Genomic DNA, 22287 nt, shown 5'->3' on the forward strand with positions numbered 1-22287 from the left:
GTTCGGGTTGGTGAAGGAGGGCACCACGCAGTCGGCCAGCAGGTCGGCTCCGCTCTTGCGCATGCGCTCGATGTACGGGGCTACGCCGGCTGCGATGGCGGCATCGAGATACGCAGGTTCGCAGCCGTCGACGCACACCACCACGACGGGGCGGCTCATCCAGCGGTAGCTGCGGGCATTGACTTCCAGCGAGTCGGGTTTCATGAGAGGGGGTTCCTTGGAGGTGAAGAGAAAAGGGCTGTTTCAGCGACGGATGAAGACCGCGATGAAGGCGCTGATGAGGCAGCTGGCGGCCACGATCGGAAAGACCATCGAGGTGTTGCCCGAGTGATCCAGCAGCCGGCCGATCAGCGGTTCGCCGAGGCCCGCCAGCAGGTACGAGAAGAAGTTCATGACGCCGGTGGCGGTGCCCGAGCGCTTGGCGCCCACGAGGTCGGGGCACAGCGCCCAGAACGAAGAGGCGGGGCCGTAGACGAAGAAGCCTGCGAGGAACAGAAGTGCCAGGCCGCCGATGCTCGTGGGCAGCAGGTACATGCCGACCGAGGCTGCCGCGCCCAGCAGCATGTACAGCACGATGGCCTTGTAGCGCTTCGAGCCGAAGACGCGGTCGGAGATCCAGCCGTTGGTGAGTGCGCCGAAGGCCATGCCCACCGGCAGTGCGACCGAGATCCATGCGGGATCGATCATGCCGTCGGCCATCTTGCTCCAGTCCTTGCCGAGAAAGTGCACCGGCACCCAGACGATCAGCCCGTAGCGCGCGGCATTCTGGAAGCCGATGGCGAGTGCCGCGACGAGCAGCTTCGGGTTGCAGAGCACGGCCTTGTAGCGCGTCCACGAGCTTTCTTCGGACGTGTGCTGGGCGGCGGCCTTTGCGTCTTCCTCGTTGGCGATGCCGGTGTCGGGCGACTTGAAGCCGAGGTCTTCGGGGCGCTCCCGGGCGATCAGGTAGAACGCGATGCCGCCCACCAGCATCAGCAGCACGGGCAGCCTGAAGATCCAGCGCCAGTCCAGGTGCAGTACGTTGACCACCACGATGGACGTGACGAACGACAGGACCGACGCGCATCCGGCAGCGAAGGTGTAGAAGCCGAAGACCTTGCCGCGCTCCCCGGTGCCCCACCAGTTCGACAGCAGGCGGCTGCCCGGCGCCCAGCCGAGCGCCTGGAAGTAGCCGTTGACGCCCCATGGAATCGCGAGCGTCTTGAACCCGACGGCGAAGCTCACCACCCAGTTGGCCGCGCAGGACAGGATGGCGCCCGCGGTCATCACGCGCCGGCCGCCGAACTTGTCGGCGAGGTTGCCGTTGATCGCCTGGCCGATGGCGTAGCACCACAGCAGGCTGGCCGAGGCCCAACCCAGGACCTCCTTCGACAATCCGAATTCCTTTTGCAGCCCCGGGATGGCGAAGCCGAAGGTCTGCCGGCCGGTATAGAAGAAGAGGTAGCAGAACATCGCGGCCAGCAGCATTCGCCACTGCGCGCGCCGGAATGAATGTTCGAGAGGCGGCGCGTACGCCCCGGCCTGCAGGCCTTGATTTGCCAATTGCATGTCTTTGTCTCCTGTTCTTGACGGACGTGGGTCCGTGGGACCGGCTCGAATGCCGGCATTTTTTTCGATGCTCTACAGATTCAACCGACTGACCGACTAACTGACTGACCGACTACTGGGCGGACACCGCCCCTATGAAGTTCTTGCCGCGCGCTCCATCCATGGCGCGCGCGATCATGGCCGCGGCTTCGCTGTCCGCCACGCCGTAGTCCCCGAACTCGGTCTTCACGCCGAGTCCCTGGAGAAAGTCGCGCAAGCGCCGGGCGCCAATGGTCAGGTCGGGCCCGAACAGGCGCTGCAGCGTGCGGTCCCGATCGGGAGAGCGGGCCCATGCCTTTTCAAGAACGATCGGCAGGGTGAACGAGCAGGCGATCCCGTGCGCCAGGCCGTAGCGCAGCGTCATCTCGTACGAGATCGAATGGGCCAGGGCCGTCTTCGTGTTGGAGAACGCAAGGCCGGCCTTGAGCGCGGCCAGCGCCATGCGCTCGCGCAGTTCGATGTTGCCGAGATCGGCCCGCAGCGCCGGCAGGCACTCGAAGATGTCCTGCACGGCGGAGATGGCGAAGGTGTCGGAGATGGGGTTTGCGTTCACGTTCCACACCGATTCCAGCGCGTGGGAAAGCGCATCGAGCCCCGTCGACACGGTGGTGCCCGCCGGCACCGAGAGCATCAGCTCGGGATCGACGATGGCGGCTTCAGGCCATGTGGCCTCCAGGTGCAGCGAGTACTTCTTCTGCCGGGCGGCATCCCAGATCGTGGCCCAGGGCGTCACTTCGCTGCCGGTGCCCGCCGTCGTCGGCACCGCGATCAGCGGCTTGACGCTGGTGGGGGCAAAGGGCTTGCCGGTTGCCAACAGGCCGACGAGCTCGTCGAACTGGCCGCTTGCCGTGCCCACCATCAGTGCCTTGGCCGTGTCGATGGCGCTGCCGCCGCCCACGGCGACGATGGCGTCGCATGCTTCGGGCGATTGCCAGAAGCGGTTGTAGAGGGCGCTCAAGTGCGCCACGTCGGGATTGGGGCGCACGTCGTCGATCACGCCGAGCAGCGAGTCTTTCAGAAGCTCGCGGAGGCGGGCGACCAGTCCGAGCTCGCGGGCTTCGGGAAAGGTGACGACGACGACGCGGCGGCCGGCGAGGATCGTGGGCAACCGCTCCAGACTGCCTCGGCCGCAGTGGATGGAAACGGGGTTGTGGTACGCGTGGGGCATCGGGTCTTTCGCTTCGGTTGTCTCGTATGGCGGCCAGTGTCGAAGCGGTCCGCTATCGCGTCCAATCGCATTTCCGGTGTCCGCATGGTCGAAAATCGATGGATCGCCCGTGCGGGCATCGCGACCGGGAAAGCGCTCATTCGCGCCCGGGCGTGCTTGTGAGAGGCTTTCTTCCTGAAGGAGCCGCCGGCTTCACCGGGGCCCGAATGCATGTTCCACCAGTACTACAAATCGATCAGATGCTTCCATGCCGTGGCGAAGACGGGCGGCTTCACCTCGGCGGCGCAATACCTGCACATCGGGCAGCCGACGGTGACCGACCAGGTCAAGGCCCTGGAAGCCCGCTTCAACGTGGAACTGTTCCTGCGCAGCGGGCGCGGCGTGCGGCTCACCGCGGCCGGCGAGCGGCTCTATGCCATCACGCAGGGCCTGTTCGGGCAGGAGGAGGAGGCGATGCTCTTCCTGGAGAGCGCGCGCAAGCTCAAGGTGGGGCTGGTGCGCGTCGGCGCGGTGTCGCCGCCCATTGCGCTGGAGCTGGCGCGCAACTTCAAGGAGGCGCATCCGTCGCTGGACCTGACGGTGTCGATCGGGTCGGAGGAGTCCACCCTCCGGGGGCTGCAGGACTTCTCCATCGACGTGGGCATCGTCGCCGAACCCGCGGCGGCCGAAGGCCTGCACATCGCGCCCTACCGCACGGAGCGCATCGTCGCGGTGGTGCCCGAGGGCCATGCGTGGACGAAGCGCGCATCGATCACCACCCGCGACATCGAACACGAAACGGTCATCCTGCGCGAGCCCGGTTCCAAGACCCGCCATCGCGTCGAGCGCGCCTGCCTGCAGCAGAAAGTCAACCTGAACTGCGCCATGGAAATCAACAGCCGCGAGGCCATCCTGCACGCGGTGGCCAACGGAATGGGCGTCGGCTTCGTCACGCAGGTGGAGTTCATTCCGCTGCCGGGCCTTGCGGCAGTGGCGATCGACGATGAGCAGCTGTCGATCAGCTATTCGCTGTGCTGCCTTTCCATCCGCAGGGAGCGGCCGCTGATCGATGCCCTCTTTGCCGTTGCCCTGGAGGGGTCGGCCGGCTAGCTGCGGGATTTCACCAAGGTTGCGCATTCGCCTGCGCGGCGCATACTGGCGGAAAAGCCACTCGTCGGCCCCTCCGGGGTTCCAGGCGACAGCCAGGAGACACGCGTTGCAGCGAACGAACATTGCCAACCCGGCCTATTTCCACAAGGTCGTCGATTGCCAGTACGCCTGCCCGGCGCACACCCCCGTCCCTGAATACATCCGCATGATCGCGCAGCGCCGCTACAGCGACGCCTACATGATCAACTGGGTGTCCAACGTCTTCCCCGGCATCCTGGGTCGCACCTGCGACCGGCCCTGCGAGCCGGCCTGCAGGCGAGGGCGGGTGGAAGAGGGCAACACAGGGGAGCCCGAACCGGTGGCCATCTGCCGGCTCAAGCGCGTGGCGGCCGACATGAAGGACGACGTGCGCGCGCGCATGCCGAAGCTGGAGCCGAAGAACGGCAAGCGCGTTGCCTGCGTCGGTGCGGGGCCGGCCTCGCTCACCGTCGCACGCGACCTGGCGCCGCTCGGCTACGAAGTGACGGTGTTCGACGGCGAAGCCAAGGCCGGCGGCTTCATCCGCACGCAGATACCGCGCTTTCGCCTGCCGGAGTCGGTCATCGACGAGGAGACGGGCTACATCCTCGACCTGGGCGTCGAGTTCCGCAGCGGCGAGCGCATCGACTCGATGACGGCGCTGATGGCACAGGAGTGGGACGCGATCTTCGTCGGCTGCGGGGCACCACGCGGGCGCGACCTGGACGTGCCTGGCCGGCAGGAAGCGGCGGCCAGCATCCACATCGGCATCGACTGGCTCAACTCAGTTTCTTTCGGCCACGTCAGCAGCATCGGCAAGCGCGTGATCGTGCTGGGCGGTGGCAACACGGCCATGGACTGCTGCCGCTCGGCCCGCCGCCTTGGTGGCACCGACGTGAAAGTCATCGTGCGCAGCGGCTTTGCTGAGATGAAGGCCTCGCCCTGGGAAAAGGAAGACGCCCAGCACGAAGGCATTCCGATCATCGACTTCCACGTGCCCAAGGCCTTCGTTCACGAAGAAGGCAAGCTCTTGGGCATGCGCTTCGAGATCGTCCGTGCCGAGTACGACGACAAGGGCCGCCGCTCGCTGGTGCCTACCGGCGAGCCGGACGCGTATTTCGAATGCGACGAAGTGCTGGTGGCGGTGGGCCAGGAAAACGCATTCCCGTGGATCGAGCGAGACTGCGGCATCGCCTTCGACAAGTCGGGCCTGCCGAAGCTGGACGAGAACACCTTCCAGTCGACGGTGCCCAACGTGTTCTTCGGCGGCGATGCGGCCTTCGGCCCCAAGAACATCATCACGGCCGTGGCCCATGGCCACGAGGCTGCGGTGTCGATCGACAAGCTGCTGCGTGCCGAGCCGGTCTACGTTCGCCCGGCGCCGATGACCAACCTGGTGTCGCAGAAGATGGGCATCCACGAGTGGAGCTACGACAACGACACCTCCAACGACCTGCGCTACAAGGTGCCGTGGGCCAAGGCAGAGACGGCACTGGCCAGCATCCGCGTGGAGGTGGAGCTGGGCTTCGACGCCGCCACCGCCTTCAAGGAGGCCGAGCGCTGCCTGAACTGCGACGTGCAGACCGTGTTCACCGAAGCTGCCTGCATCGAATGCGATGCCTGCGTGGACATCTGCCCGATGGACTGCATCAACTTCATCGACAACGGCGAAGAAGTCGAGTTGCGCTCCCGGCTCAAGGCGCCGGCGCTGAACCTGGCGCAAGACCTGTATGTGTCCGGCGGGCTCAAGACGGGCCGCGTGATGGTCAAGGATGAAGACGTCTGCCTGCACTGCGGCCTTTGCGCCGAGCGTTGCCCCACGGGCGCGTGGGATATGCAGAAGTTCTTGCTGAAGATGACGCCTGCAGGGGCGGAGGCGGGGGTGACGGCATGAAGCAGATAGAGGCAGTCAACGACTTCGTCATCAAGTTCGCCAACGTCAACGGCTCGGGTTCGGCCTCGGCCAACGAGCTGTTCGCCAAGGCGATCCTGCGTATGGGCGTGCCAGTGAGCCCGCGCAACATCTTCCCCAGCAACATCCAGGGCCTGCCCACCTGGTACGAGGTGCGCGTGACGGAGCAGGGCCATCTCGGGCGGCGCGGCGGCACCGACATGATGGTGGCGATGAACCCGCAGACCTGGGACGCTGACCTGGCCGAGCTGGAGCCCGGCGGCTATCTCTTTTACGACAGCACGCGGCCGCTGCCGCCATCGAAGTTCCGCAGCGACGTTCGCGTGATCGGCATGCCGCTCACCGAAATCTGCAACGCCGTTTATCAGGACCCGCGGCAGCGCCAGCTGTTCAAGAACATCGTCTACGTGGGCGCCCTGGCCATCCTGCTCGGCATCGAGCCGGAGGTGGTCGAGAAGCTGTTCGGCGAACAGTACAAGGGCAAGGAAAAGCTGCTCGCCTCCAACGTGCAGGCGCTGCACCTGGGCTGCGACTTCGCGCGGGAGAACCTTCACGAGCCATTGGGGCTGCGGGTGCGGCGCGCCGACGGGGTCGGCAACCGCATCTTCGTGGACGGCAACAGCGCCGCCGCTCTGGGCTGCGTGTATGGCGGTGCCACGGTCGCGGCCTGGTATCCGATTACGCCGTCGTCTTCGGTGGCCGAGGCCTTCCAGAAGTACTGCACCAAATTCCGCGTGGACCCGGCCACCGGCCAGCACCGCTTTGCCATCGTGCAGGCGGAAGACGAGCTTGCATCGATCGGCGTGGTGGTCGGCGCCGGATGGAACGGCGCACGCGCTTTCACCGCGACCTCGGGGCCGGGCATTTCGCTGATGAGCGAGTTCATCGGGCTGGCCTACTTTGCGGAGATTCCTGTCACGCTCATCAACGTGCAGCGCGGCGGCCCTTCCACCGGCATGCCGACGCGCACGCAGCAGGCCGACATCCTCTCCTGCGCGTATGCCTCGCACGGAGACACCAAGCACGTGCTGCTGTTTCCCGAAGATCCGCACGAGTGCTTCGAGCATGCGACCGCGGCGCTGGACCTGGCCGACCGACTGCAGACGCCGGTGTTCCTGATGACCGACCTGGACATCGGCATGAACCAGCGCCTGTGCGAGCCCTTTGCCTGGGACGACAGCAAGGCCTACGACCGCGGAAAGGTCATGAGCGCCGAAGAGCTCGAGGCGGGCCGCGACTTCGGCCGCTACAAGGACGTGGATGGCGACGGCATTCCCTGGCGCACGCTGCCGGGCACGCACCCGACCAAGGGCAGCTACTTCACGCGCGGCACCACGCGCGACGCCTATGCCCGGTACTCGGAGCGTGGGCCGGACTACATCTACAACATGGAACGGTTGCTGAAGAAGTTCGCAACCGCGGCGACCCTGGTGCCGCAGCCGGTGCTGAGGCCGGCCACCGAAAAGACCAAGCTGGGCGTGATCTATTTCGGCTCCACCAGCCCATCGATGCACGAAGCGCTGCAGGCGCTGGAAGAACGCGGCATCCATCTCGATGCACTGCGGCTGCGCGCCTTTCCCTTTGCGGACAGCGTGGTGCAGTTCCTGGCACAGCATGAAAAGGTGTTCGTGGTCGAGCAGAACCGCGACGCGCAGATGCGCAGCCTGCTGGTCAATGAGCTGGACGCCGATCCGGCCCGGTTGATACGGGTGCTGCATTTCGACGGCACGCCCATCACCGCACGCTTCATCGTCCAGTCGATCAGCGCGCACGTGCAACAGCAGACGCAAGCCTCCGGCAGCACCGACACGAAAGAGCCTGCATGACCTACCTTGCCAAGCCCCGGTTGCGGCACCCGACGCTGGCCACCAACAAGGTCGGCTACACGCGACGCGACTACGAGGGCAAGATCTCCACGTTGTGTGCCGGCTGCGGCCACGACTCGATCTCCGCCGCCATCATCGAGGCCTGCTGGGAGCTGGACATCGAGCCGCATCGCGTGGCCAAGCTCTCGGGCATTGGCTGCAGCTCGAAGACGCCGGATTATTTTCTGGGCGCATCGCACGGCTTCAACACCGTGCACGGCCGCATGCCCAGCGTGCTGACCGGCGCCAACCTGGCCAATCGCGACCTTCTGTACCTGGGCGTTTCGGGCGACGGCGATTCGGCTTCCATCGGCCTGGGCCAGTTTGCCCACGCCATGCGGCGCGGCGTGCGCATGGCCTACATCGTGGAGAACAACGGCGTCTACGGCCTCACCAAGGGCCAGTTCTCGGCCACCGCCGACCAGGGCTCGAAAAGCAAGAAGGGCGTCGTCAACACCGACAGCCCGGTGGATCTCGTGGCCATGGCGCTGCAGTTGGGCGCCAGCTACGTGGGACGGGGCTTTTCGGGTAACAAGGCGCAACTTGTGCCACTGATAAAAGGGGCGATCAGCCATGGCGGCTCCGCCTTCATCGACGTCATCAGCCCCTGCGTTGCCTTCAACAACCACCCCGGCAGCACCAAGAGCTACGACTACGTGCGCGAGCACAACGAGGCGGTGAGCCGCATCGACTTCATCAGCGGGCGAGACGAAATTGCCGTCGATATCGAACCGGGCGAAGTGATGGACGTACGCCAGCATGACGGCACGCTGCTGCGCCTGCGCAGCCTGCACCCCGACTACAACCCTGGCGACCGCTACGCCGCCATGGCCTACATGCAGCGGCACCACGAGATGGGGGAGGTGGTGACCGGCCTGCTCTACGTCGACCCGCTGGCCACCGACCTGCACACGGCGCTCAACACCAGCGACCAGCCGCTCAACGCGATGGGGCCTGACCAGCTTTGCCCCGGCGCCACGGCGCTGGAACGGCTCAACGCCTCCTTGCGCTGAGCCGCTGTCGGCGGCACCATCCACGACGCCACTTCCGGAGGGTGCATCATGACCGAGCGCACTGTTTTCCAGTCCATCTCGCGCAAGCATGTGATCAGCCTGGGTCCGCAGGCGAACGTGCGCGACGCCGCTTGCGTGATGACGCGCGCCAACTGCGGCAGCGTGCTCATCATGGACCTGCCCGACACGCTGCTGGGCATCCTGACCGAGCGCGACCTGATGACCCGGGTGCTTGCCAAGGGGCTGGACCCTGATCGCACGGCGGTGCGCGACGTGATGACGCCCAACCCCATCTGCGTGCCGCCCGAAACGCTGGTGTCCGACGCCGTCGTGCTCATGCTCGAACGGGGCTTTCGCCACCTGCCGCTGGCGGCGGGGGCGAAGATTCTTGGCGTGTTCTCGGTGCGCGATGCGTTGCCGCGGGAGATTGGGGCGGCCGTGAGCCTGAGCGAATTTCGGGAGCAGGTGAACGACGTGCTGGGTTGAAGGGGTGCCGCGCGATTCCGCCAGGTCGTCGCCAGCCGCCAACGCTTTCGGCGCGGCGTCAGAGCTTCACAGTAGCAGAGCCTTGGTGGTGCCGCCTTTTTGCGTGTTCTGGTGGTGTTTCATCAGCTCGTCGTAGACCTTGGGAAGGTCGAGGCACAGAAAGTTCTCGGCATTGATGTTGGCGATCACGCTGACGGTGGCGCCCGCGCTGCCGAGCAGTGTGCGTTTCACGCCGTTGTGGAAGGTGGCAAGGATCAGCTTGTCGTGCTGCAGCCGTTCCTGCCCACCCACCACTGTCACGGGAGTCTGCAGGTAGACCTTGCCGCCGCTTTGCATCAGTCGCAGTGCGGCCTTCTGTACGAATCCATATTTGTCATAGGCGGCCTCGTCGAGGAAGACTTCAATATCGGCCCCTTGCTCCGCCATCCCGCAGAGAACAGGCACGATGCTGGTGTCGTCGTCGATGCCTGCCGTGCTCACGAGAAATTGGCGTACCGTGATCTTCACCGCTCCGTGCAAGTTGTCCACGATGAAGTCGCTGATGTTCACGGTCGGAGCGAAAGCGGCCTTCACGCGGGTGGAGTTGCGGTTGTAGTGAGTGACCTGCTTTTCGAAGGCCTGCCATTCCACGGAATCATCGGAGTAGGGAGTGCTCAGCAACTGGAAGTAGCGCTGGTAGAGCGGAGCCAACTTGGCGCTGCGGATATAGATGCAGCTCTCGAAGTTGCCGCCCTCCATGGCGGAGAAGCTCACGTTGGGCGAGCCGGTGACGATGCCGTTGTTGTCGAGGATCCAGAACTTGTTGTGCATCAGCCCTGTCTGAACGTGCCCGCCGTGCAGTTCATGCTCAAGGTCGCCGAATTGAGTGACGGTCTCGGCCTGGTAGTTGAGAAGGGCGGGCACCTCGCGCTTCTTCCTCAAGGCTTGGATTTCGTGCCGCTTGTATATGAAATTGGGATTCTGCGACGCCTTGTCCAACTGTGTCAGAAGCTTCTGATTCGGCGTACCCAGCTTCAGCGTGAGCTTGATCCTGTGCTTGACGATATACGCCAGGATGCTGTCATCGTCACCGTAGCTGACCGGCATGAACTTGTCCACGGCCAGCGAAAGGTTCCTTGTATTCGCCAGGAGGCCCAGTATCTGGCTCTTCATCGTGAGACCCGATCCCGAGCCGAATCCGCGTGCATCGGCCACGTAGCGACGCAGCACGACGCCGGCCGCCGCATGCCAGTTTCTGCAGACCCGTGCCAGAAATCCGACGGTCCGCTCATCGAACAGATCGAAGACCTGAACCAGCAGGTCGACCGTCTGAATCGGACCTCGCGGGACGAAGGGAGTCACTGCAGTGCCTGACGACGTCGATGCCGTCGCCTTGCCGGCCAGGGGCAGCGCGCGTACGACCGGTTTGCTGGCAGGTAACACCGCCGGCTGGACTTCCTGGCGCATGTCGCCGCCTTTGCAATGCGGGCAGGCAGGAGGTTTCCATGCGCTCTCCACGGTGCGCCGGCAGATGGGGTTGAAGCAAGTAAAGCGGGCCATGATGGTCGGAGCCTGGTGACGACGGCTGCCTAGAGCGCGACCGCCTTGAACAGGGGAGTGGGAGTAGCCATGACTGTGAGGGGACTGAAAAGACGTGTTGAAAGGAATGGATGACGTCTAGGCGTCGGGCCGCACACCAATGATCGAGAAGTACCGATTCAGGTCGCCGTCCTCGCGGAGCACTTCCTGCATCAGTTGCGGCAATGGCATGCGTCCCCACGCCACCGCGCGGTTCACGAGGTAGGGAGTGGGGCTGTGCGGCTCCTCGCGCAGCAGGTAGGCGGCGGCCAGCTCCAGCAGCTGGTAGGCCTCGGCGCGGCTGCCGATGCGCCCGCTCGCCGCGGCCTGCGGAAGCGGCGCGGAAGGAGAAAGAGAAAGAGGAGGAGAAGGGGCTTCGCTCATGTCGTTGTCGTCCATCGAGGTCGCGGAAGGCGTTGATGTGTCCGCCGCCCAACTTGCGGGCGGCTCCATTGGCATGGCCGGTGGTTCTTCATCGCGCGGGTCGCGCTCCTGCAGCAGGCTGCGCAGCGCCTGCCGCGTGCGAAGCAGCATCTCCGTCACCTTCGACAGGCTCGGCGCGTCCGCGCCCAGGCGCTCGTCGAGCAGTGCGCCCAGGTCGCGCCATGCATCGGCGGCCAGCGCCACGCGGTCGTCGAGCGCGGCAAGCGCATGCAGGTCGCGTGCGGCCTGATCGAGGATGTCCTGGCGCGACACCGTCTGCGCGCTCGGCTCTGCCGCCACTTCCTTCGCCTTCGACTTGGTATTGCCCGCACCGGCGCCGAACTCGGTGGTCAGCGCGCGCTGCCAGTCGCCCAGGTTGATGAAGGGCGGGGAGAAATCCGGCCACGCGAGCAGCGGCACGCGCATCAGCAAGGTCTGCGCGAGGGTGTCGTTGAGCCACACGAAGGTGGCCGTTCGCATGTCGGCGTCGCCGTCTTCTCCAATGCATGGATGCACGTCTTGCCAGAAGTCGCGCGCCAGCCCTTCGAGCAGCCGCGTGCCCGCGATCAGCCCGTCGATCGCATGGCGATGCACCCACGCCTCGGTGAGCCACGCGGCCACCTGCAGGTCCTTGCTGCGCCGCTGCAGCACCTCGGCGCAGAGCATCTCGGTGGCGCGCCAGTCGGCCTTCTTGAGCGGGCGCGTCCATTCGCCCATCGGCAGGCTGGCGTCTTCCTCCATGCGCGCATCGCGGATGCGGGAGTACACCGGGTCGTAGCGCAGCGGCGGCCCGGCGGGGCCTTCGCCTTCGATTTGCAGCGGCGCCAGGAAGGCCGCGAGGTCGGGTGCGAAGCCGTTGGCGGCCTCGGTGTTCAGGGGAGCGAGCACGGCGGCCATCAGGGCGTGTTCCATTCAGGGGCGCGCATCGGGAACGCGGCGGGCCAGATCAGGGCGGTCTTCTTGCCGGCGGGGCTTGCGGCAACGCGCAGGAATACGCGCGCGCGTCCTCCCGCAGGCGACTGGGCGGTGTCGCCAGCCGACTGGGCCACCAGCGGAAACTCGAACTTCAGCAGCTGCGAGCGGCCGTCCGGCCGTTGCACCGTGTCGGCTTCACGCTGGCGCTGCGCCAGCGTGAACAGCGCCCACGGGTCCGCGAAGTGGAAGCTCACGGTCTGTCCGTCGGTCAGCAATGCGTGCTGCTGCGGGTCGGCGCGCGCGACCAGCGGCGAGTCTTTCGCGATGCGCAGCACCAGCGCCACCGGCATGCCGTATTCCCAGCGCAGCGTGCGCGGTGGGTCGCGCTGCTTGAGCACTTGGTCGCCGACCTCGAAGGACCAGTCGATGATCTTGTTGCCCTCGATCTCGGCACCGGTGTTCACGCGGAAGTCCACGCTCAGGTCATAGCCCGGCGCGGCGCCTTCTTCGGTCGGGAACAGCGGCAGCATGAAGTCGCGTGCGCGGCCGAACTGCTCGGCGAAGCGGCGCGCGGCCGTCCCCGGCATGGCCGAGGTGCGCACGGTGCCGTCGGTGCGGTTGTCCTTCAACGCGCGCGACAGCGGGTCGAAGGCCCGCGCGAGGTCGTTCACGTCCGCCGGGTCGGCCAGATCGAAGGCGCGGCCCGTCGCCGCGCCGAACGGATGCCGCCCCGCCAGCGAGCGGTTGAAGCGCGTGGAGAACTGCGTCCACAACTCCTGCTGGTCGCCGAACTGCAGCTCGTAGCAGCGCGCGAGCAGGGCGCTGTAGATCTGCTGGTGGCGGTCGGCAAAGTAGTCGCCGATGCGTGCTGCAGGCGCCTTGCCGGCCAGCTTGGCGGCGCAGGTCTCGCGGTCGATCTCGGCGCCGGTCGTGCCGAGGAACTGCTCGAGCAGCAGCAGGCTGCTGTTCGGGTTCTTCAGCCGGTAGCGCTCCAGGTCGCGATTGATCGCCTGCCAGCGCTGCGCGAGCACCGAGCCCGCACCCGCGCCGTCGAGCGCCGCGATGTAGCTGTCGGCCAGCTTGCCCAGCGTTTCGGTGCGATTGAACTGCTGGCCCAGGTAGGCCGCGAGCGAGCCCGTGTCCGGCACGCCGAAGGCGACCAGCATCGGCCCGCGCTCGCCGCGCCAGCCCTGGAAGTCGCGTCCGCGCATGGCGTACAGCTCCGACTGGTTGAAGGCTTCGTCCACGCCTTCCAGGCGTTGCAGCGCGTCGCGCGACATCATCGCGCGCAGGTCTTCGGCGCGCGGACCGGCGCCCATCTCGTACAGCAGCGCCTGTATCTTGGCCAGGCGCTGGCGCGAGGCTTCATAAGCCGCAGCCTGCGTGTCGGTGGCCATCAGCGCGCCCGACGTGGGGCGCATGCCGTCGTTGGCACCGGTCGCGGCCTCGGCCACCTGGTCGACCACCAGTTGCGCGAAGTGCGCGTTCAGCGCGCTCTCGACGCCCGGGCGAACCGTGGCCGGAAAGGCTGTCATGCCGTCGGTCATGTAGCGCTTGCGGATGTCGCCGACGGCCAGCGCTTGGTCGAGCCGCATGAGGTCCCACGTGGTCGTCGAGCGCAGGCCCGCGCCCGGCAGCTCGCGGTCGCGTGCGGCGGCCATGAAGGGCTGCGCCAGCAACGCGGTGAGCGCGTCGCGCAGCGCGATGCGTTCGGGCGCCAGTGCGAAGCGGCCTTCCTTGTCCTGCCACACGAGGCCGGGCTGCGCGCCGCCGAAGCGCAGGTTGAACTCGGCGCGGAATTTCTGGAAGGCATCTTGCGCGCGGCCGCGCACCGCATCGGCCGGCTCCTGCCCCAGCAGGCGGTTCTGCTCGATGCGCGCGATCGTGCGGTCGTATGAAGCGCCCAGCACCAGCACCGGCTGGCGCATCCAGCCGCCCTTGCCCGAGGCGACCAGGTCTTCCTGGTCCTTGATGGCGGCGATCACTTCGCGATAGCTGGCCGTGGTGCGCGCGAAGGTGCCCGCACTGGCAAGCGATGGCAGCAGCCGCCCCAGCGACTGCTCGGACACCAGCAGCTCGTTGTTGACGAACAGTCGCGTGTCGAGCTGCGCCGTGCCCTTGTCGAGCGCGCAGCGCAGCGCCGACTGCACCGGTGTCAGCGGAATCGCCAGCGCCTTGCCCTCTGCCGCCTGGCGGAAGTAGCGCAGGTTGCGGCTCAGGTCGGCGGGCAGTTCGGCGCCCAGCGCGTAGCGCACGGCCACGCGCAGGTCTTCCGCGTTGCCGGTGGAGGGCTGGCGCAGGCGCTCCACCGCCTGCAGTGCGGTGTCGAGCTGTTCGGCCGAACCAAGATAGCGCTGCAGAGCGCCGAACTCGGGCTGGTCTTCCACCAGCAGGCCGTTCTTGCGCGGCGCATCGCCAATGGTCTTGAAGCTCGGCGGCAGGCTGCAGTTGGCGCCGACGATGAATTCGCCGGTGGCCTCGTCCTGCTCCACGCCGCTCAGCTGGCTCACGCGGGCCATCAGCTCGCGGCGCAGCGTGCTCACTGCGATGTCGCCGAACTCGCGCTCGATGCGCTCTATCACGCGTTCGTTCAGGTCGTCGAAGGGCCGCCACGAGCCGGGCATGAAGAAGGAATACGTGCCGTCGGTGCGCAGCCGCTCGTTCATGGCCAGCAGCGACAGCGCCTTGTTGCGGTACCACGCGGTCGGAATAGTCTCGCCGCGCTGCAGTGCACGCATGCGGTACTGCGCGTCGTGCTGCAGCTGCGAGAGCGCCGACACCAGCGTGCTGTTGTGCCGGTGCAGCTGCCATGTGGCCACAACCAGGCCAATGCCCCAGCCGCTGAGGAACAGGATCGCCGTCCAACGCAGCGCGCGGTGCAGCACCGGGCGCGCCAGCGTCTGTGTGCGCGACGGCCGCGTGAGCCCGTATTCGAGAAAGATCTTCTTCTCGAACAGGTCACGTAGGAATGCCGGCTGGCGCATCAGCTGCGCGATCAGGTCGCCGCCGATGGGCTCGAGGTCTTTCTGGCCGTAGCTGTCGTGCTCGGCGTCGATGGCGGCAACGGCCTGCGCCGATTCGCCGCTGTCGCCCGTCAGGTAGATGCCGCGGAAGAAGAAGGGCTCGTGGTACGCGCTCGGGCGCATCAGCTCGTCAACGTACAGCTGCAGCTGGCCCCGCAGTGCCTCGATGCGCGAAGGCAGCAGCAGCTGCGGTCCGGCGCCCTGCGGCGCGGTGTCGGTGGCGAAGAGCTCGGCCGAAACGTCGGACACCGAGCGCACCACGGTGCCTACAGCCTCGTCGACCCAGCCCGGCTGGTAGGTGGTCGACAGGTCGTAGGGAGACGACCAGCCCAGCATGCTCGCGCGCAGCGGCTCGGGCAGGGCGCTCGCAAAGGCGCTGAAGCCTTCGAGATGTTCTGCGCCAGTGACCAGCACGTACACGGCGAAGCGCATCGCGAAGCGGTTCTGCGCGAGCCACAGGCGGCGGTGCGCGAGCTTGGCGCGCTTGGAGAGTTCGAGCCGTCCGTCGGTGCTGTCGTCGAGCAGCAGCGCCGCCGGAATGGTGATGACCACCGAGTCGAACGGACGCTGCGGCCGGTAGGCCCGGCACATGCCCAGGAACTCGTCCCATGGCTTTTCGGAGGCATCGTCGTCATCGGGCGAGCCGAGGTAGGCGCCCTGGATGTCGATGACCACGCCGCGGTCGAAGAAATGCCACGAGATTCCCTGCGTGGTCGCGGCAGAGGCCGACTCGGTGCTCAGTGCACTCGCCACACCCGATTGCTCGATGGGCAGCTGGCGGTGGTCGTCGCCCTCGTTGAGCAGCATGATCCATGGAATGCCGTAGCGGTCGGCGCGCGAGGCGATGTTGCCTTCGATCAGCTCGACGGCCTGGCGGAACGAACTGCGCAGCGAGTCGAAGCGGATGCGCGCGACCTTCGGATCGCTCGACGGCTTGGCGTGCGAGCGGCGCGCCGCAAAGTACAGCACCATGCCGAGCACGAGCAGCACCACCAGCGTGAGCACTGCGATGGAAATGAGGAAGAGCTGGTCTGTCAGCATGGCGACGACCTCCTGGGGCTCTTTGAATGGCGCATGTCGTTCATCGCTGGTAGGCCCCCGATGCATCGACCGCGCCCGGCTGCAGCACCTGCCGCACCGGCCACGACTGCCACAGCCACAACAGCTCCGACACCGCGAGCAGCGAGGCAGTACACAGCAGGAACAGCACCGTCCAGCGGCTCAGCGTGGGCAGCTTGCGCGGCGCGATGTGCGAGAGCGTGCTCGCATAGGCCCGCTCCGACACCACGCGGTCGCGGCCCGAGAAGTCGGCCTGCCGCTGGTAGACGAACTGGAACAGCTCTTCGCGATAGCCCAGCAGGCGTGCTTCTTCGCCGCCGCCGCGGTACTTGCCCTGGAAGCCCAGCGCCAGCGCGAAGAGATACAGCCGCGCGATGTCGCGGCGCGAAGGCTCGCGGCCCGACAGCAGTTCTTCGATGCGGCTGAACACCAGGTCGCCCGCGATGTTGGTGCGGAACAGCGAAGACTCCAGCAGGTGCGCGGTCCAGCGCTCGCGGCCGATCCACGGCGTGTGCAGCAGGATCTCGTCGGCCAGCGCGGCCTTGAGGTAGCGCGCGTCGGCCACGTTCTCCAGCTCGAAGCGCGTGCTCTCGCGGCGCGATTCGAGCGACTGCAGCTCGAGCAGGTTTTCCAGGTGGCGGGCCAGCGCCTGCGCCACCATGTCGATGTCGGTTTCGCGCGATTCGGCGGTGCGGTCGCGCGCTTTCACGATCTCGTCGTAGAACGCGCGGAACTGCTTGGTGATGTGGTCGTCGACCGCAAGGTCGGGAAGGGTGCGTGCCATGGGGGTCGATCAGTCTTTGATGAACAGCACGATTTCCTGCGGAGGCTGCGCGGTGGCGCCTTCGTTCGCGTTGGCGATCACGAGCAGTTCGCCGGCTACTGTCAGTGCGGTGCTGGTCTGGATGGCGTAGAGCAGGTAGCCCGAGCCGGGGCGCAGGCCAAGCTCGTCGGCCGACTCGATGGGCCGGCGAACCGCGCCCAGCACGCGGCGCTCGCGCAGCGAGGGGTAGGCCGACTGCGCGCCGACGATGGCGCTGTCCATCCAGGCCAGCAGGTCCTTGTCGGACTGGCCGCGCAGGCCGACGACGATGCGCGCGCCGGCCAGCCACTGCGGCTGCAGCGTGGTCTCGAACGCGCCCTGGCGAAACTCGAACTTGTGCTCGCGGTACTCCTGGCTCACCTCCGACACCGCGTCGCGCAGCGCCAGCAGCAGAGGCTGGAACACGCGCGAGGGGTTCGCATGGTCGTAGTCCATCGGCACCGGCGGCAGGCCGCCCGGACGCAGCTGGCTCAGCGAAGCCAGCAGCGCGCACAGCGACCAGTACATCGGCAGCGGATGCAGGTGCGGCGTGCGCAGCACGGCCTCGGCGTGCGGCAGGCCCGACAGCAGGCTGCGCAGCCGGTCCTTCAGTTCGAGGTGCGCGAGGCGGTCGTCCACGCGCGAAGAGGGCACAGCCGTCTGTTTCGCGACGAAGGCCGCCTTGCCGCGCAACTGGCCCAACAGGCCTGCGGCCGCAGTCCACAGCGGGTTGTCGCGCGCTACTTCAAGCAGCGGCGGCTGCGCGTCGCCCAGCTTCACAACTTCGTTGTCCTTGAACACCTGGCCCAGGCGCAGATGTACGTGCGTGCCGGGAGGCACCGCGCCCGCGCTGAGCGCCAGGCGCGGCAGCATGCGGGGGATGTTCGCGGGCTCGGCGTCCGACACGGCGTCTTCCACCGGCGCACCGGACACCGAGCGAAAGCGCACGGTCGCACCGCGATGCCGCGCGGGGCCGGCAACCGGCAGCGTGAGGTAGATGTCGAGCGGCTCAACGGCCAGCTGGTCTTTATGCGGTGCGAGCGAGAGTTCGAGCGCGCCGTGCGCGGCCTCGGCGGCCGAGTACTGCACGGCGGTGCCATCTGGCAGGATGGCGTCGAGCGCCAGCACGCGCAGCAGGCCTGCGGGCAGCAGGCCCTGGTCGAACACCAGGCGGCGCACGCCCCAGCTGAAGGGCGCGGCGGCCAGCGTCTGCCAGGCCACGAGGGAATCGGTGCGCGCCGAGAGCTGCTGGAAGTGCTGAGGCGACAGCAGCATGCCTTCATGCCACTCGATGCGATCGGCGATGGGGGCGGCGCTGTGCACGTCAGACATGGCGGGCTCCTGCGCAGGAAGAAGAAAGATGGAATGCGGTGTTCACTGGCGAGGGTCCGGGTTGTTCAGCGTGTGGTCGACACGTCGAAGCTTTGAACGTCGAAGCGGGCGACAACGGCGCCCTTGAGGTCTTCCACCCGCACGCGATTGGCGCCGGGCGTGGTGTAGTTCGCGAAGACGAGCACGGCCGCCACGCGCTGCGAGCCGAAGGCGCTGGAGGGCACGCGAATCGTCTGGCCCGGCACCAGCTCCCACGAGAGGTACGACAGGCTCTGCGGAAAGGTCTTCTGCAGGTCGGCGCGTGCGCCGAACCACTTGGCTGCGGTGAGCTCGGTGATGCGGGCGAGCATGGTGTCGTCGAGCACCATCACCACGTCGACCGCCACCGGGCTGTTCTGGTTGGCATCGGGCGAGGCCGACAGCGTGAGCTCGCTCCAGTTCACGCGCGTGCCCTTGGGAAACAGGCTGCCGCATGCGGCCAGCTGCGAGAGCAGCAGCAGGGCGGCGATCCATCTGAAGAGAGAAGTCTTTGTGCGGTTCATCGCGAGATTCCAGGGTTCGCCGCGGCCGAAGTCGCATACGCGGCGGAGGGCTGCGCCTGCCGCGCTCCCACGGCAATGCCCATCAGCAAAATCAGCAGGGAGGCCAGCACGCTGCAGCCCGCCAGCAGCATGACGTTTCCGCGCGTGAGCACGAAGCGCAGCGGCTTCGCGGGTGCCACGTCTGCGGCAGGCGCCGTGACACGCTCCGACGGCAGGCCCGCCGATACGACGGAAATCAGCACGCAGGTGGCCAGCAGCGTCAGCAGGTTGCGCGGCCCCTCGCAGATCAGGTCGATGGCCAGGAACAGCGCCAGCGCGGCCTCGATGGGCAGCTGCAGCATCGCCAGCACGATGCCCGCGTAGCCCACGTTGGTCAGGCTGTTGTTGCCCGCCGAGGCGAAGGCCGCAACCGTCGCGCCCATGCCGATCATTCCGATGTCGGCCGCGCTGAGCGTGCGGTCGTAGAGGTTGGCCACGAACAGCGCCAGCAGCACGTAGTACAGCGCCGAGCCCGCGCGCAGGAACACCGAGGCGGTGGGCACCACCAGCTCCACGATGCCGCGGCTGAAGCCCAGCCGCGCGCTCATCGCCTCGATGGTGTGCGGAATGCTGGCCGTGGTGCTCGACGACATCAGGCTCACCAGCATCGGCGTCTTCAGGTGCTGCAGCACGTCGGCCAGCGGCTGGTTGCCGCGCCGGTGGATCACCGCGATGGCGCCCACGGCCAGCAGCGCCACCAGCGCCACGAAGTGCAGCAGGAAGCCGCTCATGGCGCGGATCGTCACCGCGTCGGTCTGCGCGAACACGTGCGCCGACATTCCGAAGGCCACCACCGGCAGCAGGATGTTGGCGCGCGCGATGATGAGTTCGAGCGTGCGGTAGATGCCCTCGAACATGTGGTTGAGCGCGGCGTGCTGCGTGCGCGCCAGCGCGGCAAAGGCCAGGCCGAACAGCAGCGCGCACGACAGGATGCCCAGCGAACGCCCCTCCACCAGCACGCGGAAGAAGTTGTCGGGCACCAGCGTGACGCGGGGGCGCTCGATGGCCGTTGCCTGCGTGCTGCTGTCGTGCAGGCGCATTTCGAGGTCGCCGCCGTCGCCGGCCTGCTGCACCAGCTCGCCCAGGTGCTCGCGCGATTCGGCGTCCAGGTGCGCGCCCGGCGCGTTGACCCAGCCCAGCGCCAGCCCGGTGCCCGCGCAGCTCATCACCAGCAGCAATGCAAGGCCCGCGATCATCGCGATGCGCCGCCCCGGAAAGGGCAGCCCCATGGTCTGGCGCAGGCCGAAGAAGGTGGCGACCACCAGCAGCGGAATGGCCGCCATGCTCACGATTGCCAGATAGACCTGCGCCGCCGTGTACCCCACGTCGCCCACCATGGGCGCATAGACGCCCACGACACCGCCTGCCGCCATGCACAGAAGCAGGGCGAGCAGGCTGTGGGACATGCGCGTCAGGAAACCCATGTCGGCTTGTTCCATCCCTTGTCGAGTGCGAAAGCGACCGTGGCGCGGGCCAGCTCCAGCGAGCTGTCGATCAGCGTCAGGGCGCTGTGCCCGGCGGCGCTCGCGGCCTTCGCGGCGATCGGCAATTCGGTGCAGCCCATGATCACCGCGGTGGCGCCGGTGGCGGCCAGTGCTTCCAGCGCAAGCTCGAAGGCTGCCGCGCCGGCCTGCACGTCGCCGCCCTTTACGGCGCGAATGCAGGCGTCCACGTGGTCCTGGCCGGTTGTGGCGTCGGGCACGAGAAAGTCGATGCCGCGTTCGCGCAGCGCCTGCTGGTAAAAGCCCGAGGCCAGCGCGCCGCGCGTGGCGAGCACCGCCACCCGCACCGGCCGTTCGTTCGGTGTCGTGGCAATGGCGGCCACGCACGACTGAGCGATGTGGATCACCGGTGCCCGGCTGTGCTCGACCATCTGCGCATACCAGTGGTGCGACGAGTTGCAGGGAATCGCGATCACGCCCACGCCGATGTCGTTGAGCACGTCGATGCCCGCGAGCAGCGCGCTCAGCGGGTCGGGCCCCGTGCCCAGGATGGCGCTGGAGCGGTCCGGCACGTGCGGCAGGTTCGCCACGATCACCGGCAGGTGCTCCTGGTCGCGCGTGGCGGGCGTGAGCTGGATGATCTTTTCCATGAAGTCCACCGTTGCCGATGGGCCCATGCCGCCGAGGACGCCGATGCGTGACATGAGTGCGTGCCCTCTAGATCTTCAAAGGCCGCGGGCACACCACCGCGACGGCCGCGGTGTTGCCGATGACCAGCACCAGCGTGCGCAGCATGTCGCACACCGGGTCCACCGCCAGGAACAGGATGAACGCCGCCTCGAAGGGCAGGCCCAGGTAGGTGCAGGTCATGCCGATCAGCGACACCGTCACCAGCCCCGTCATGCCCGCCGAGGCAAAGCCCGCGAGCACCGAAGAGGTGAGCACGATGCCGATTTCCACCGGCGACAGCGAGCGGCCGTAGATCTGCGCGATGAAGAGCGTGGCGCACACGTAGTACACGACGGGCCCGATGCGCAGCAGTGACACCGTGAGCGGCACCAGCAGCTCGACCCGCGAGCGCGCGAAGCCCAGCCGCGTGACCAGGCTCTCGATCATGATCGGCATGCAGGTGGCGCTGCTGCGCGTGGCCAGTGCCAGCGCGAAGGGGCCGCGCATGGCGTTGAGCGTTTGCCCCAGCGTGCCGTTGGAGCGCTTCCAGATGATCACGCAGGCCACCGCCAGCAGCACCGTCGACACCACCAGGAAAGCCAGCACGAAGGCACCCATCGCGCGCAGCGGCTCTATGCCCGTCTTGCCCAGCTGCGCCGCGCTCATGCAGAACAGCACCACGGGCAGCGGAAAGCTCAGCCAGCGCATCAGCGTCTGGCAGGCGTGATAGACGGTTTCGAGCGCCTGGGTGAGGCCGTCTGAAATGCGCGTGGGCACGTGCCCCACCGCCAGGCCGAACAGCAGCGCGAACACCAGCGTCTTGAGCGTGTCGCCGTTGGCCAGTGCCGTGAAGATGTTGGCGGGCACTAGGCTCACCAGCATGTCGGCGAAGCTGGCGGTCTTCTTCACTTCGTCGGTGCCGCGCAGGCTCATGGCCGTGTCGCTGGCGCTCAAGTCGCCGCCGACGATCTGGCCGAAGGTCTGCATGGTGCTGGCCGGCAGGTTCTCGCCGGGGCGAAGCAGCAGCAGCGTGGCCGCGCCGGCAATGGCCACGAAGGCCGAGAACGCGAGGAACACCAGCGCCACGCGCCCCAGCAGGCTGGCCGTGCCGCCGTCGCGAAACAGCCGCTGCAGGCTGAAGATCACGGCCGAGACCATGAAGGGCAGCGTGATCATCTTCAGCAGGTCGACGTAGATGTCGCCCACGAAACTCAGGGTGGTCGCGAGCGGGGGCGCGAGCATGCCGAAGGCCACGCCGGCCCCGAGGCTGATGATCACGACCCAGGGGTTGAGGACGAAGGCGTAGAGCTTGGAGGAATTCATGATGGGTGCGTGTTCTTTGCGGC

The 22287-nt window shown here is 67.1% G+C and carries 16 protein-coding genes and 1 pseudogene; 5 read left to right on the plus strand and 12 right to left on the minus strand.

Annotated elements, in window-relative coordinates; all coding sequences use genetic code 11:
• From ACSFCA_RS18940 to psrA, 3 genes and pseudogenes are all read right to left on the minus strand, one after another.
• A pseudogene (locus ACSFCA_RS18940) lies at positions 1-204 on the minus strand (phosphonoacetate hydrolase); the annotation flags it as partial.
• 39 nt (positions 205-243) lie between these two features.
• Positions 244-1548: an MFS transporter gene (locus ACSFCA_RS18945; RefSeq protein WP_258350480.1), complete on the minus strand. Its 1305-nt coding sequence runs from the start codon at positions 1546-1548 to the stop codon at positions 244-246.
• 112 nt (positions 1549-1660) lie between these two features.
• A complete protein-coding gene (gene psrA, locus ACSFCA_RS18950) occupies positions 1661-2755 on the minus strand; it encodes an iron-containing alcohol dehydrogenase PsrA (RefSeq protein WP_435460909.1) in 1095 nt (364 codons plus the stop codon).
• 210 nt (positions 2756-2965) lie between these two features.
• On the opposite strand from psrA, the gene ACSFCA_RS18955 reads away from it, so the two are divergent.
• The 5 genes from ACSFCA_RS18955 (at position 2966) to ACSFCA_RS18975 (ending at position 9138) form a co-directional block, all read left to right on the plus strand.
• Positions 2966-3844, plus strand: coding sequence for a LysR substrate-binding domain-containing protein (locus ACSFCA_RS18955; RefSeq protein WP_258350476.1), 879 nt, complete (start codon positions 2966-2968; stop codon positions 3842-3844).
• A 106-nt stretch (positions 3845-3950) separates the two neighbouring features.
• Positions 3951-5756 (plus strand): FAD-dependent oxidoreductase, encoded by a 1806-nt coding sequence (locus ACSFCA_RS18960; protein ID WP_435460908.1) that lies wholly within the window; start codon positions 3951-3953, stop codon positions 5754-5756.
• Positions 5753-7600 carry a 2-oxoacid:acceptor oxidoreductase subunit alpha gene (locus ACSFCA_RS18965; protein WP_435460907.1) on the plus strand — a complete coding sequence of 616 codons (1848 nt, stop codon included), beginning with the start codon at positions 5753-5755 and terminating at the stop codon, positions 7598-7600. Before ACSFCA_RS18960 ends, ACSFCA_RS18965 begins: the two co-directional genes overlap by 4 nt.
• Entirely contained in the window at positions 7597-8652 is a 1056-nt protein-coding gene (locus tag ACSFCA_RS18970) for a 2-oxoacid:ferredoxin oxidoreductase subunit beta (RefSeq protein ID WP_258350473.1), read from the plus strand. Before ACSFCA_RS18965 ends, ACSFCA_RS18970 begins: the two co-directional genes overlap by 4 nt.
• A gap of 48 nt (positions 8653-8700) precedes the next feature.
• Positions 8701-9138 carry a CBS domain-containing protein gene (locus ACSFCA_RS18975; protein ID WP_093058202.1) on the plus strand — a complete coding sequence of 146 codons (438 nt, stop codon included), beginning with the start codon at positions 8701-8703 and terminating at the stop codon, positions 9136-9138.
• A gap of 66 nt (positions 9139-9204) precedes the next feature.
• Here ACSFCA_RS18975 and ACSFCA_RS18980 read toward each other — a convergent pair whose 3' ends face one another.
• From ACSFCA_RS18980 to ACSFCA_RS19020, 9 genes are all read right to left on the minus strand, one after another.
• Positions 9205-10677 carry a phospholipase D-like domain-containing protein gene (locus ACSFCA_RS18980; protein ID WP_435460906.1) on the minus strand — a complete coding sequence of 491 codons (1473 nt, stop codon included), beginning with the start codon at positions 10675-10677 and terminating at the stop codon, positions 9205-9207.
• Positions 10678-10794: 117 nt separating this feature from the next.
• On the minus strand, positions 10795-12030 hold the full coding sequence (gene tssA, locus ACSFCA_RS18985; protein WP_435460905.1) for a type VI secretion system protein TssA: 1236 nt from the start codon (positions 12028-12030) through the stop codon (positions 10795-10797).
• Positions 12015-16097 (minus strand): type VI secretion system protein, encoded by a 4083-nt coding sequence (locus tag ACSFCA_RS18990; protein WP_435460904.1) that lies wholly within the window; start codon positions 16095-16097, stop codon positions 12015-12017. The genes tssA and ACSFCA_RS18990 overlap by 16 nt, the downstream gene beginning before the upstream one ends.
• A gap of 40 nt (positions 16098-16137) precedes the next feature.
• Positions 16138-16899: a DotU family type IV/VI secretion system protein gene (locus ACSFCA_RS18995; RefSeq protein ID WP_093058205.1), complete on the minus strand. Its 762-nt coding sequence runs from the start codon at positions 16897-16899 to the stop codon at positions 16138-16140.
• Positions 16900-16908: 9 nt separating this feature from the next.
• Positions 16909-18249: a type VI secretion system baseplate subunit TssK gene (gene tssK, locus ACSFCA_RS19000; protein WP_435460903.1), complete on the minus strand. Its 1341-nt coding sequence runs from the start codon at positions 18247-18249 to the stop codon at positions 16909-16911.
• 65 nt (positions 18250-18314) lie between these two features.
• On the minus strand, positions 18315-18791 hold the full coding sequence (locus ACSFCA_RS19005) for a hypothetical protein (RefSeq protein ID WP_258350467.1): 477 nt from the start codon (positions 18789-18791) through the stop codon (positions 18315-18317).
• The gene (locus ACSFCA_RS19010) at positions 18788-20269 is read right to left on the minus strand and encodes a dicarboxylate/amino acid:cation symporter (protein ID WP_435477226.1); all 1482 of its coding nucleotides are present in this window, start codon (positions 20267-20269) and stop codon (positions 18788-18790) included. Before ACSFCA_RS19010 ends, ACSFCA_RS19005 begins: the two co-directional genes overlap by 4 nt.
• The gene (cuyB, locus tag ACSFCA_RS19015; RefSeq protein ID WP_435460901.1) at positions 20242-20976 is read right to left on the minus strand and encodes a cysteate racemase; all 735 of its coding nucleotides are present in this window, start codon (positions 20974-20976) and stop codon (positions 20242-20244) included. Before cuyB ends, ACSFCA_RS19010 begins: the two co-directional genes overlap by 28 nt.
• Before the next feature lie 13 nt (positions 20977-20989).
• Positions 20990-22264, minus strand: coding sequence for a dicarboxylate/amino acid:cation symporter (locus ACSFCA_RS19020; protein ID WP_093058209.1), 1275 nt, complete (start codon positions 22262-22264; stop codon positions 20990-20992).
• Positions 22265-22287 lie beyond the last annotated feature (23 nt).

Origin of the sequence: Variovorax multivorans (assembly GCF_051216835.1) — a bacterium.
Classification (GTDB): Bacteria; Pseudomonadota; Gammaproteobacteria; order Burkholderiales; family Burkholderiaceae_C; genus Variovorax.